The organism is Pseudomonas sp. SAS7 (assembly GCF_052112345.1).
Taxonomy (GTDB): domain Bacteria; phylum Pseudomonadota; class Gammaproteobacteria; order Pseudomonadales; family Pseudomonadaceae; genus Aquipseudomonas; species Aquipseudomonas putida_Q.
Genome location: NZ_JBEGGO010000008.1, coordinates 74,023 through 86,942 on the forward strand (window position 1 = coordinate 74,023; position 12,920 = coordinate 86,942).

Genomic DNA, 12,920 nt, shown 5'->3' on the forward strand with positions numbered 1-12,920 from the left:
TGGAAACCTAACACCAGTAAGGGATATCCGGTTGGCTTCAGTCTAAATTCAGAAACTTCTTACAAGTTATCGGAATTATATTTTCTGGAGTGCAAGCAGATGTTTCTTTGTGGCGAAACTTAACTTCTAAAGCATAATTTCGAGATGCCTGATTGTAGGTAATCACCCGACGAACTGACTGTTTTGCATCCCTTTTGCGACACATGGCCGCTCCTGCACGGCTGCCGAGGTTACAGGCATGCGTGGTACGTTCTGGTAACAAACCCACTGAGTTGCTATTGATACGAGGAAGAAATGGCTCTGGAATCACACATGCGGCTCGCCCGGCGAGCCGATCTCAATGCGCTCTTTGATCTTGATGTCATCGCGCAGCGCGAAGAGCACCGGCGGGAATGCATTGCCCACGCGGTAGCTTGCGGCCAGTGCTGGGTGGCAACGGATGCTGACGATCCTGCGCTGCTGTTGGGCTATGGCGTACTGGACACCTCATTTTTCGGGCAGGATTTCATCCCGCTCATCGTGGTGCTGGATTCGGCACGGCGCCGTGGCGTAGGCGCAGCCATTCTTCTTGGGCTGGAATCCCGGGCCCTGGGGGCCAAGCTGTTCACCTCGACCAACGCGTCGAACCTGCCGATGCAGGCGCTGCTTCAGAAGTGCGGTTTTATTGGCAGTGGCCAGGTTGAAAACCTGGATGAAGGTGACCCAGAGCTTGTTTTTGTGAAGATCAGGTCCTGATGCCTGCGAGCACACCTAAACGCTAACGCGAACACCGGCGGAGCCGGTGCCATTCACCGTGTTGGATTCTTCGCGGGTAAACCCGCTCCCACAGGTAATCGCGCAGGCTTCAGGCTTATGCAGTACCTGTAGGGGCAACTGTCTTGCACAACACCTGAAAGCTAGCGCGATCATTGTGGGAGCGGGCTTGCCCGCGAACACCGGCAAAGCCGGTGCCATTCACCGTGTTGGATTCTTCGCGGGCATGCCCGCTCCCACAGGTAGTCGCGCAGGCTTCAGGCATATGCAGTACCTGTGGGGGCAACTTTCTTGCACAACACCTGAAAGCTAGCGCAATCATTGTGGGAGCGGGCTTGCCCCGCGAACACCGGCGCAGCCGGTGCCATCCTCCGCGCTGGATTCTTCGCGGGTAAACCCGCTCCCACAGGGGCTGCGCAGGCTTCAGGCTTATGCAGTACCTGTAGGGGCAACTGCTTGCACAACATCTAAAAGCTAGCGCGATCATTGTGGGAGCGGGCTTGCCCCGCGAACACCGGCGTAGCCGGTGCCATTCACCGTGTTGGATTCTTCGCGGGTAAACCCGCTTGTATGGTTAGACTTGAAGGGGTGGTGGGACTAAATGCCCGATTCTGACTGTTCACAGCAGTACAGACCGTGGGAGACATCGCCCCACCCCTTCCACCAAAGCGCCGATAAAGAATGCATCGTTTGCAAACGACGATAGAAGCAAGCCAGCGCCTCTTGGTGAAACCCCTTCAAGCCAAAAAACCATAACGTGAGGAGGCTCCCGTGGCAATGCAGGTTGGCAAATTGATCGTGGGTGCGGATGTCGCGAAAGCAGAGTTAGTGATTCATCACGATGATCGCGATGAGATCATCAAGGTGAAAAATACCAAGCCGGAAATCAAGAAATGGCTGAAGCAACAGCCTCTCAACACGGCAATTGCTGTTGAGGCGACCAATGTTTACCACCTGGACTTGGTTGAGCTGGCCCATAGCCTGGGTTTCGAGGTCTATGTCATTGATGGATTCCAACTGAGCAACTACCGCAAAAGCGTGGGTGTGCGGGTAAAAACGGACCCCACTGATGCTCGGTTGTTGTCCCGCTTTTTGAGAAACGAGGGGGAAGACCTCCGCCCTTGGACTCCCCCTCCCGCCGTCTACGGCAAGCTTCAGAGCCTTCTGCGACGCCGAGCGGCCTTGGTGACTGCCCGCACGGCGATGACTCAGAGCTGGGCTAATGAAGCACTTTTGAAAGCCGCCTTCACAACCTTTGTAAAATCGATAGACCGGCTGGATTTGTTGATCCAAAAGAAAATCAAAGAGGTGCTGCGCGAAGCAGGGCTGCACGAGCAAGTTGCTCGCTGCCAAGCGGTAGAGGGTATTGGTTTTCTCACTGCCACTGCCTTGGTAATGGCCTTTATGCGAGGCGAGTTCAAGAGCAGTGATTCGTACATTGCATTCCTGGGAATGGATCTACGAGTGATTGATTCTGGGCAGAAGAATGGACGTCGCCGCCTTACCAAGCGAGGCTGCTCAGAAATCCGTCGCCTGCTGCATAACGCGGCGATGTCAGCCAGCCGGACGGCCACTTGGAAAGGGATCTACGAACAACATCGCAATGCGGGTAAAGCAACAACCCAGGCGTTGGTAATCCTGGCCAGAAAGCCTGCGCGAGTGGCATTCGCCCTGATGAAGAATCAGGACGAATATGTCACCAAGGGTGGGAAAGCGACTTGCTGAAAACCATAGAATCTCCCACAGGTAATCGCGCAGGCTTCAGGCATATGCAGTACCTGTGGGGACAACTGTCTTGCACAGCATCTAAAAGCTAGCGCGATCATTGTGGGAGCGGGCTTGCCCCGCGAACACCGGCGCAGCCGGTGCCATTCACTGTGTTGGATTCTTCGCGGGCACGCCCGCTCCCACAGGTAATTGCGCAGGCTTCAGGCATATGCAGTACCTGTGGGGGCAACTTTCTTGCCCAGCATTTGAAAGCTGGCGCGATCACTGTGGGAGCGGCTTTAGCCGCGAACACCGGCGGAGCCGGTGCCATTCACCGTGCTGGCTTCAGGCTAATGCAGTACCTCATGCGCCTATGCAAAGGCCGCCCAGCCTGCTTGCCACATCCCTTGGCGGGTACTGCCGGAAAGCATCAGAAATGGCAGTGATCAGCTGCGTGTCCCTGATCGGGTCCAGCCCCGGAAAACGCTTGCCGTTGCAATCAACTTCATGAGTAAGCACGGCCTCGACACTGGCGTCGTTTTCCCTGTAAACCCGCCTGATGGCCTGTGCTTCCAGCGCCTTGTCGTCTTTGCAGTGCAGGGCATGGTGAATGGCCAGTGCCGCGCCAAACGCCAGCGACGGGGTTTCAATACCATGCTTGCGTGCAAGGTCGATGCTGCTGAAGATGCGTTCGTTGCGCTGAAGCTTGCGCAACGGGTCGCGCCCCACCCGGGCACAAGGGTCTTTAAACGAGGTTGCACACCGCTCCAGGAAGGTGTCGGCAAACCGGCTGACCACTTCGGCCATCTGCGGGTACTCCGCCACTAGTGCGGGCCCGACTTCCTGGCGAATCAGGCGTTCGGCCAGTTCGCTGACACGTGCATCGCCCATACCCTGGCCCACCGAGTCATGGCCCAGCAGGCTCGCGTACCAGGCAACGATGGCATGTGGGCCGTTCCACAGCCGGTTCTTGATGACCTGGATCTGGGTGATGTCAGGCACCGTCTTCACCTGGCGCAGGCGTTCGAGTAGCTCGCTGCCGTGCTCTACATACAGCGGCATGTCGGGTTCGCTGTTGAACAGGATCAGGTGCAGCTGGCTCATCGCGCTGCTGGGCTGGGCAAAGGGCCTGAAGCGCCCGATCAGTCGTTCGTACTCAGGCACAGGCGCTGATGCCTTGGTGGAGACTGCCGGCTCGTCTTCCAGGCTGTTCTGGAACATCTGCGACTTGATGCGCAGTTGCCGCACCAGTGCGTCGTTGCTGAGCTTGGAGACGATGCGGCTGACGACTGTTTCGGCGAAATGGGTCTTTTCCAGCACTTGCTCGCCAATTGCCGGCGGGCACAGCAATGCCAGCTCTGCCTGCACATGGCGGCGCACGAACGCGGCCCCGCCCACCTTGTTCAGCACGATCAGCAACGTCAGCTCTCGGCCACGTCGTTCGAAACGTTGCAGCAGCCCCTTGGCAATCACCTTCGCCTGGTTGCGGATGGCCTGCTCGGGCAGGCTCAGGCCGATAATTTCGGCAGTGGTGTACATGCCGATGACTGCGTCGTCATCGTCCATGTCGATCATGCGCACATTGTCGATGGTCTGGTCGAACGAAGTGGCCCCGTAGCGCACGCTGTAGCGGCCGAACGCATTGACGCTTTCGCGCAGCATACGCGAGCGGGTGGCGGCGATGATTTCACGGGGCCGGGTGTAGCCATCCCAATGGGAAAACACCTGTGTCAGGTAACCACCGCCGATGGCGCCGAAGCCATGAATGCCTACGCTGAACTGGTTCAACGAAGCCGGGAACGGCTCGCTCAATGCTGGCATGCCCAGGTCAGGTACGCACTCGCTAAGGTCGGCGAGAAACTCATGCATGCTGAGGTAGGCTTTGAGCGCGCCTGCCTTGATATCGGCAGCGGGCGGCTTGATGTCTTCGATCAGAATCGCCTGGCCTTCGGCACGGATGGCCGAGAGCATGCCGTTCTCCGAATCCTCGACCATGAAGCATTGGCCCGGCTCGCAATTGAGCGCGCGGGCGGCTTTCAGGAAAATCTCGGGGTGGGGTTTGCCCTGGCTGACTTCATCGCCACAGACAGTGATGTCGAAGTACTTCAGCACATTGGCATTGATCAGGTATTCCTCGGCAATGGCACGGCGGCTGGAGGTGGCCACTGCCATGGTCAAGCCCGACTTGCGCAGGCGCTCCAGCACTTCCAGCAAGCCGGCCTTGATGGGTACGCCGTGATTGCGCACGTACTCCAGCTCAAGTTCGTCCGCGCGCTTGCGGATCTCGGCGTACGGGAAGTCTTCACCGTTATGCGCCTTGGCCAGGGCTTCTGCCTTGGTCGCGCTCAGGCCCAGCGAGCCGATCAATGTGTCCTCGCTCAGCGCTTTGCCGAAGATTTCCAGCGAGGCTTGCTTCAGAGTCTTGAAGCGCAAGCGTTCGGTGTCGAAGAGGGTGCCATCCATATCGAAGATGGCGCTGAGAATCTGTTTACCTTGAAAGAAAAGCATTTGGTGTTGCCCCTTGTTGTTGCGTCAGACATCCCGCCTGTAACAGGCGAATACGGTGTGTGAGCTGCAGCGATGGCAGTCAGGTCGGAGGCACACGGTCGACAGGGGGGCGCTCAGGGGTAACGCAGAAGTAAGGCGGGGCGGAGCGGGGAGTGCAGAGCAGGTTTGCAACCTTTGAGGCGAGGCGGGCGGCTGGTTTGGCCTTGAGGTCACGCCCACTGGCTGCAGTCGATTTTGCAGGCAGTGGGCGCAAATAGCGATGGATACGTGTGATTCCAAGCATAAGGTGCTTTGCTTCCTTTTCGTCGTGGGTGATCCTTTTTCAGCCTTGCACGTATGCGCGCCGCCATGCAAGGCTTGGGCTTCCGTTACAAGGTGAACCGCAATGACCCAAGCTACCGATCAGGCCTTTTATGACCGCGCCGATGCGCACATCGACCTGGCCAACCAGCAGATTGAAAAATTCGAAGACCTGGGCAAGGTAAGTGCCTCGCTGACCTTCGGCGCCACGCGTTTCAGCGCCTGGATGAGCGCCCGCAGCTTCAAGAGCAGCGCGGAACTGGCGGCAGCCCGGGAGGAAATTTTGAAGTACTTCTGCGAGCAGTACCGGATGATGCTCGAGGACAACCTGGATGAGCACATCGAGCATTTTGACCGCCTGGTACTGGGCAAGGACGCCTGACCTCGCCTGCCTGCGCAGCGGTGACTCAACGGTTGGGCCACTGCTGCAAAAGGATCGAAACGAACTTCTCCGCCGCAGGCGACAACGACGCGCCGCGCCGGTACACCAGCCCCAGGGTGCGTGTGACTTGCGGCTCGATCAACGGCACGCTGACCAGTGTCGGGTGATCAGCGTTGGGCATGGCCAGGCTGGGCATGGCCGACACGCCCAGCCCGGCCTCGACCATGCCCAGCGACGTCGACAGGTGTTGCACTTCGTAGAACCATTTGGGCCGCAGGTTGAGCCCGGACAACGCATGGTCCAGCAGCATGCGGTTGCCACTCAGGCGGCCGACGCCGATCAGGCGGTAATCCGCCAGCTCTGTCCAGGTAACAGAGGCCCGGTTCGCCAGTGGGTGGTCGCGCCTGCAGGCCAGTACAAAGTGCTCTTGCACCAGCGTGACAAACTCGATGTCCGGGTGCTGGCCGCTCATCATGTTGATGCCGAAGTCGGCCTCGCCGCGCAACACGGCTTCGAGCCCGTCGTTGGCACTAAGGTCCAGCAGGCGAATGCGGATTTTAGGGTACTGCTCGTTGTAATCGCGGATCACCGACGGCAGGAAGTAGAACGCTGCGGTGGGAATGCAGGCGAGGGTAACTTGCCCGGTCTGGCGCTCGGCCAGCTCGCGGATGCTGAGGATGGAGTCTTCGAAATCATCCAGCAGGCGCCTGGCCTTGGGCAGGAAGTCGCGGCCCACGCTGGTCAGGCTGACCCGGCGTGTGGTGCGTTCCAGCAGCGAGGTGCCCAGGCCTTCCTCCAGCTTCTTGATCCGCCGACTCAGGGCCGGCTGGGAAAGGTGAAGCGCCTCAGCGGCCTCGTGGAAACTACCGAGTTCGGCGATTTTCACGAAAGATCGGATATCTTGCAGCTCATATTCCATAACAAACCCTGCTACTGGCGCTGCGCCTGATTAATGTTTGAATCGCAATAATGGCTACGATATTTGCATTGGATTGATTTATCCATCCCTGTCACTCTTTTGCTCACAGCATCAATGATGTCCATTGATCAACAAGGGTGCAAAATCATGCAACGAATTCCTTGCGTCCTCATGCGCGGTGGTACCTCGAAAGGGCCGTTCTTCCACGCCTGGGATCTGCCTGCCAATGTGGTCGAGCGCGACGAGTTGCTGATCAACCTGATGGGCTCTGGCCATGAGCTGGAAATCGACGGGATCGGTGGCGGCAGCCCGCAGACCAGCAAGGTGGCGATCATCAGCCCTTCTTTGCACGCCGACGCCGACGTCGACTACCTGTTTGTGCAGGTGATGGTTGCACAGCGACGGGTCGATACTGCCCCCAACTGCGGCAACATGCTGTGTGCCGTTGGCCCGTTCGCCATTGAACAGGGGTTGGTCAAAGGCAAGGAAGGGAAGACCCTTGTCCGTATTCGCAACCTGAACACCGGTACCTTCGTCAATTCGCTGGTAGAAACCCCAGGCGGTATCGTGCGCTACGAAGGCCGTACCGCAATCGACGGCGTGCCCGGGACTGCCGCCCCGGTGCACCTCACTTTCCTGGACGCAGTCGGCAGCAAGACTGGCAAGCTGTTTCCCACCGGCCAGGCCAAGGATCTGATCGATGGTATCCCGGTGACCTGCATCGATATGGCCATGCCGATGATGGTGGTGGAGGCCAGCCAGCTGGGTGTCACCGGCTCGGAAACCGCGGCCCAGCTGGACGCCAACAGCGAACTGCTCGAACGCCTTGAAGCATTGCGCTTGAAGGCCGGCAAGGCCATGGGCCTGGGCGATGTCAGTGGCATGGTCATCCCCAAGCCAGTGCTGGTGTCCAAGCCTCGCTATGACGGCACGCTGCAGGTTCGCTATTTCATGCCGCACAACTGCCATCGCGCCCTGGCGATCACTGGCGCAGTGGGGCTGGCGACTGCCTGCGTCAGCCCCGGCACGGTGATTGTCGACCTGCTGGGCGAAGGCGCGCAGCAGCTGACCGAGGTCCGCCTCGAGCACCCCAGTGGCGGCATTGATATCGCCCTGACGCGCAGCGGTGCCGATGGCCAGACCATCCAGGCCTCGGTAGTACGAACCGCCCGGCGGCTCTTCTCAGGGTTCGTCTACGCCCCTACATTCCGCAGGTTGGCCGGGTAGCACCAGGCGTCGATCCAGAGCCGCACATTTGTAACAAGCGCATCCGCACAATTTCAACAATGGTGATGCCCCATGAAACTCGCCAAATCGCTGTACTTCCAGATCCTCTGCGCCGTCCTGCTGGGCGTAGTGGTCGGCCACTTCTGGGCGCAACAGGCCGTTGCGCTCAAGCCCTTGGGTGATGCCTTCATCAAGCTGATCAAGATGATGATCGCCCCGGTGGTGTTCTGCACCATCGTCACCGGCATTGCCGGGATGACCGACAAGCGCTCGCTGGGGCGCCTGATGAGCAAGACGTTGCTGCTGTTCCTGGGCCTGACGGTGGTGAGCCTGGCGATTGGCCTGGCGGCGGTCTACCTGTTCAAACCCGGTGTGGGCATGAACATCGACCCCGCAACCCTCAGCACCGAAGGCCTCAGCCAGTACACCGCCTCGGCCGCCAAGCTGGGCGTGGTCGATTTCTTCATGCACATCATTCCCGATACGTTCATCGGCGCCTTCAACAAGGGCGAAGTATTGCCGGTGCTGTTCATCGCCGTACTCAGCGGCTTTGCCCTGTCGTCCATGGGGGACAAGGGCAAGCCAGTGCTGGATGTGCTGGAATCTGCCTCGACCATGGTGTTCCGCATTTTTGGTTACCTGATGCGCTTTGCGCCGGTGGGTGCCTTTGGTGCGCTGGCCTTTACCGTCGGGCAGTACGGCATCACCTCGCTCGGTGCCCTGGCCAAGCTGGTAGGTACGCTGTACATCGCCTGTGCGTTCTTCGTACTGGTCGTACTGGGTGGCATCTGCCGGGCCCATGGTTTCAGCCTGTGGAAACTGCTGCGCTATTTCCGCGAGGAATTCCTGGTGGTGCTGGGTACTTCGTCCACCGAGCCCGTGCTGCCGCGCATGCTGGAAAAGCTCGAGAAGCTGGGCTGCAAGAAGGGTGTAGTAGGGCTGGTGTTGCCAACCGGGTACTCGTTCAACCTTGACGGCACAGCCATCTACCTGTCGCTGGCGGCCATCTTCATCGCCCAGGCCTGCAACATCGACATCACTCTGGGGCAGACGCTGACCATGCTGGCGATCATGTTGCTGTCGTCCAAGGGCGCCGCCGGGGTGACAGGCAGTGGTTTCGTTGCCCTGGCCTCGACCCTGACCGTGATCCACGATATTCCGCTGGCTGGCCTGGCGCTGCTGATCGGTATTGACCGTTTCATGTCCGAAGCCCGGGCGCTGACCAGCCTTGCCAGCAATGCGGTGGCCACCGTGGTGATCTCGCTGTCCGAGAATGCCTGTGAGCGGGAGACCCTGTTGCGCGCACTCAATGGTGAGCAACCGGTACAGCCAGACTGTGCTGCACCCGAACCGGCCGCCTGGCCCGCCGAGCCAAGCCGCCACGGCTGAACCCCGTTCGCACTACTGAACATTGATTTAAAATTCCACTCAGCGTCGCAGCGATGCCGAGTGGGGTTGGAGGCTGCCTGCCCGGCGGGCGGCCACGCACAATAAAAACAAGAGAGAAAGACCATGCTCGCACTCCTGGGCCTGATCATGGTGGTGACGTTCACCTACCTGATCATGAGCAAGCGCCTGTCGCCTATCGTTGCGCTGACCGTTGTCCCGATCGTCTTCGCCGTCATCGGCGGCTTTGCCCCCGAACTGGGCAAGATGATGCTCGACGGCCTGAAGATGGTCGCGCCATCGGCAGCCTTGCTGCTGTTTGCCATCCTGTTCTTCGGCCTGATGATCGATGCCGGCCTGTTCGATCCACTGATCCGCAAGATCCTCAAGCGGGTGAACGGCGACCCGGTCAAGATCGCCATCGGCACTGCACTGCTGTCGCTTCTGGTGGCGCTGGACGGTGACGGCACGACCACCTACATGATCACCTGTGCCGCCATGCTGCCACTCTACAAACGTATCGGCATGAACCCGATGATCCTGGCCACGGTGTCGATGCTGTCGCTGAGCATCATGAGCGGCTTGAGCCCCTGGGGCGGGCCAGCCACGCGGGCCATCGCCGCGCTTGGGCTGGACGCCAGCGAGTACTTCATCCCGATGCTGCCGACCATGATCGGCGGTGCGGCCTGGGTGGTGTTCACGGCCTTCCTGCTGGGGCGCACCGAACGCCGCCGTATCGGCAACATCGCCCTGCAGGCCGGCGGTGGCAACTGTTACATCAAGGAAATCCTCGGCGACAACCCGTGCAAACGCCCGCGGCTGGCCTATGTAAACCTGTTGCTGGTAATCGCCGTCATGACCGCGCTGGTGATGGGGCTGATGCATGCCGCCATCCTGTTCATGATCGGCTTCGTCGCCGCGCTGATGATCAACTACCCGCAGCTGGACCTGCAGAAGGAGCGCATTCTGGCGCATTCGGGTAACGCCATGACCGTGGTGCTGCTGGTGTTCGCCGCGGGTATCTTTGCCGGGATCTTCTCGGGCACCAAGATGGTCGACGCCCTGGCGCAAACCCTGGTGGACTGGATTCCCGAAGAATGGAGCCACTGGTTCCCGCTGGTGGTGGCGCTGACCAGCATGCCGCTGACCTTTGTGTTGTCCAACGACGCCTACTACTTCGGCGTGGTGCCGATCCTGGCCAACGCCGCCGCGGCTTACGGCATCGACCCGCTGGAAATTGCCCGCGCCTCGGTCCTCGGCCAGCCGGTGCACCTGATGAGCCCGCTGGTGGCTTCGACGTTACTGCTGGTGGGCATGGTCGACCGTGACATCGGTGACTTCCAGAAGGCCACCTTCAAGTGGGCCGTGCTCACGTCGCTGGTGATCACCGCGCTGGCCTTGCTCACAGGGGCTTTGTCCTTCTTCGTCTGAGCCCTGCCTGCACGCTTTCAAATAACAACAATAGAGTACCGATCATGTCCCGAGCCATGTTCCGTGGGGCCACTTGTGGCCTGCTTTGCGGCTGCCTGCCTGTTGCCGGCGCCGCCGGTTTCGTCGATGACAGCAAGCTCAAGCTGCAACTGCGCAACGTCTACTTCAACGAGAATTTCCGTGACGAGCAGGGCATGAGTGCGCGTGCTGCCGCCAGTGCAAAAAGCGAGCGGGTGGAGTGGGCCCAGGGTTTTCTGCTCGACTACCAGTCGGGCTTTACCGACGGCACGCTCGGGGTCGGGCTCGACGCACTGGGCCTGGTCGGCATACGGCTGGACTCCGGGCGCGGGCGCAGCGGTACCGGGCTGCTGCCGGTGCATGACGACGGCCGCGCTGCGGACGAATTCGCCAGTGCCGGGGTGACAGCCAAAGGGCGTATTGGCAAGACGGTGATCAGGCACGGTACCTTGCTGCCAAAGACACCCGTGCTGGTCTACAACGATGCACGGCTGTTGCCGCAGACGTACCAGGGCACGCAGTTGACCAGCGCGGATATCGACGGGCTGACCCTGACGGCGGGGCACCTGGACCGCTTCAAGCAGCGTGATTCATCAGATAGCACCGGGCTGTACCTGGATGGCTATGCGGGCGGCAAGTCGGGTGATTTCAACTTCGCTGGCGCCGATTTTGCCCTCAGCAAACAACTGCGCCTGATCTACTTTCATGGCCAGCTCGAGCACTTCTACCGCCAGGACTTTGCCGGCCTGCAACATGAGCTGCCGCTGGCCGGTGGCGTGTTGAGCACTGACCTGCGCTATTTCAAGAGCCGTGACAGCGGTGCCGCCCACGGCGGCGCCATCGACAACGACATGATCAGCGGGCAGGTGGCCTATGCCCATTCGGGCCATACCCTCGGTGCCGGCTACCAGGTGCTCGATGGCGAGGCAGGGCTGCCCTACATCAGCGGCGCGACGGTGTATTCGTTCAGCAACGTCGGCATCGGCAAGTTCATCGAGGAAGAAGAAAAGACCTGGATGGCAAGCTACGCCTACAACTTTGCGGCAGCAGGCGTGCCGGGCCTGACCTTCATGGCGCGATACCTGAGTGGCGACAATGGCCGCTCGGGTGCCGAGGGCATCAAGGAGTGGGAGCGTGACGCAGAGATTGCCTACGTGGTGCAGGGCGGGCCGCTTAAGGGGCTGGGTGTGAAGCTGCGCAACTATGTCTACCGTTCGGACTTTGCCCGCGGGCGCGACAGCAACCGCCTGTACCTCACCTACGATATTGCCATCTGGTGATGGCGCGGGCCGGGTAGCGTACCCGGCCCTGGCCCTGCTTGCGCAGCCCTGTTCAGCGGCGCAGCAGGCGAGAGACCACCAGTGTGAGGGCGGCGGTGATGGCCAGTGCGGCAACCGGTTTTTCCTTGACGAACGAAGACACCGTGTTCAGGGCATCTCCATAGGACTTGGTCAGCTGGCCTGCGGCCTGACGCCCATCGCCTTCGGCTTCCAGCGCAGGATCCTCGACCAGTCGGCCTACAGCGCTCTGCGCCTTGCCTGCAAGGTTCTCTGCTACACCTTCGATCTGTTCACGTTTCATGATGGCTTAGTTCCTTCCTGTGATCGGCTTTGGGTTAACAGCACAGGGTTAGGGCGGTGAAGGGCCGCAATGGTTCCAAGCGTCTGCTTGTCACCTGCAGATCACGCGGCGCCTTGTAGGAGCGGCCTTGTGTCGCGATCGGGCTGCGAAGCGGCCCCAGGGTTTCAGCCATGATGCACACATTGCAGGGGCTGCTTCGCAGCCCGATCGCGACACAAGGCCGCTCCTACAGGCGAGGCTAACGGGCTTTCTTCTCGAGGATCCGCGCCCCGGTACCTTCCTTGCCCAGTACATCCTCGGGGTTGCGCAGCGGGCAGTCTTCCAGTGACAGGCAACCGCAACCAATGCAGTTGTCCAGGCTGTCGCGCAGCGCCTCCAGCGTGCGGATGCGGGCGTTCAGGTCTTCGCGCCAGGCGGTGGACATCTCGCCCCATTGCGCCGCCGTAAGCTTGCTGTTGGGCGCATAGCGGCTGAACGCCTGCTTGATTTCCTCCAGTGGAATACCCGTGCGCTGCGCCACCTTGATGATCGCCAGCGTACGCAGCACCAGCGAGGGATAGCGCCGCTGGTTGCCTGCCGTACGGACGCTGGCAATCAGCCCCTTGGTTTCGTAGAAGTGCAGCGCAGACACCGCCACGCCGCTGCGTCTGGCCACTTCACCCACGGTGAGCATCCGCGTGTTGTCTGCTGCCATGCCTGTTGACCTCA

General features: G+C 60.3%; 11 protein-coding genes. 7 read left to right on the forward strand and 4 right to left on the reverse strand.

Going from position 1 to position 12,920, the window contains the following annotated elements; translation table 11 throughout:
* Positions 1-294 precede the first annotated feature (294 nt).
* Positions 295-735 carry a GNAT family N-acetyltransferase gene (locus ABI582_RS14505; RefSeq protein WP_353456906.1) on the forward strand — a complete coding sequence of 147 codons (441 nt, stop codon included), beginning with the start codon at positions 295-297 and terminating at the stop codon, positions 733-735.
* 789 nt (positions 736-1,524) lie between these two features.
* On the forward strand, positions 1,525-2,478 hold the full coding sequence (locus tag ABI582_RS14510; protein WP_442119514.1) for an IS110 family transposase: 954 nt from the start codon (positions 1,525-1,527) through the stop codon (positions 2,476-2,478).
* A gap of 345 nt (positions 2,479-2,823) precedes the next feature.
* Here ABI582_RS14510 and mtlD read toward each other — a convergent pair whose 3' ends face one another.
* Positions 2,824-4,968: a bifunctional mannitol-1-phosphate dehydrogenase/phosphatase gene (gene mtlD, locus ABI582_RS14515; protein ID WP_442119515.1), complete on the reverse strand. Its 2,145-nt coding sequence runs from the start codon at positions 4,966-4,968 to the stop codon at positions 2,824-2,826.
* Positions 4,969-5,353: 385 nt separating this feature from the next.
* Here mtlD and ABI582_RS14520 point away from each other — a divergent pair, with 385 nt between their 5' ends.
* Positions 5,354-5,650, forward strand: coding sequence for a DUF3144 domain-containing protein (locus ABI582_RS14520; protein ID WP_019472891.1), 297 nt, complete (start codon positions 5,354-5,356; stop codon positions 5,648-5,650).
* A 25-nt stretch (positions 5,651-5,675) separates the two neighbouring features.
* Here the strand turns inward: ABI582_RS14520 and ABI582_RS14525 are convergent, their stop codons facing one another.
* Positions 5,676-6,569 carry a LysR family transcriptional regulator gene (locus ABI582_RS14525; protein WP_016500822.1) on the reverse strand — a complete coding sequence of 298 codons (894 nt, stop codon included), beginning with the start codon at positions 6,567-6,569 and terminating at the stop codon, positions 5,676-5,678.
* 147 nt (positions 6,570-6,716) lie between these two features.
* Here ABI582_RS14525 and ABI582_RS14530 point away from each other — a divergent pair, with 147 nt between their 5' ends.
* The 4 genes from ABI582_RS14530 to ABI582_RS14545 all read left to right on the forward strand — a co-directional run bounded on the left by ABI582_RS14530 (position 6,717) and on the right by ABI582_RS14545 (position 11,911).
* Complete coding sequence (locus tag ABI582_RS14530) at positions 6,717-7,796, forward strand: 4-oxalomesaconate tautomerase (RefSeq protein WP_442119516.1); 1,080 nt, start codon at positions 6,717-6,719, stop codon at positions 7,794-7,796.
* A 72-nt stretch (positions 7,797-7,868) separates the two neighbouring features.
* Positions 7,869-9,185, forward strand: coding sequence for a dicarboxylate/amino acid:cation symporter (locus tag ABI582_RS14535; RefSeq protein WP_442119517.1), 1,317 nt, complete (start codon positions 7,869-7,871; stop codon positions 9,183-9,185).
* Between the two features lie 123 nt (positions 9,186-9,308).
* Positions 9,309-10,613 (forward strand): CitMHS family transporter, encoded by a 1,305-nt coding sequence (locus ABI582_RS14540; RefSeq protein ID WP_197899190.1) that lies wholly within the window; start codon positions 9,309-9,311, stop codon positions 10,611-10,613.
* Positions 10,614-10,657: 44 nt separating this feature from the next.
* A complete protein-coding gene (locus ABI582_RS14545; RefSeq protein WP_442119518.1) occupies positions 10,658-11,911 on the forward strand; it encodes an OprD family porin in 1,254 nt (417 codons plus the stop codon).
* Positions 11,912-11,963: 52 nt separating this feature from the next.
* Here ABI582_RS14545 and ABI582_RS14550 read toward each other — a convergent pair whose 3' ends face one another.
* On the reverse strand, positions 11,964-12,212 hold the full coding sequence (locus ABI582_RS14550) for a CsbD family protein (RefSeq protein ID WP_442119519.1): 249 nt from the start codon (positions 12,210-12,212) through the stop codon (positions 11,964-11,966).
* A gap of 238 nt (positions 12,213-12,450) precedes the next feature.
* Positions 12,451-12,906: a redox-sensitive transcriptional activator SoxR gene (gene soxR / locus ABI582_RS14555; RefSeq protein ID WP_197899192.1), complete on the reverse strand. Its 456-nt coding sequence runs from the start codon at positions 12,904-12,906 to the stop codon at positions 12,451-12,453.
* Positions 12,907-12,920 lie beyond the last annotated feature (14 nt).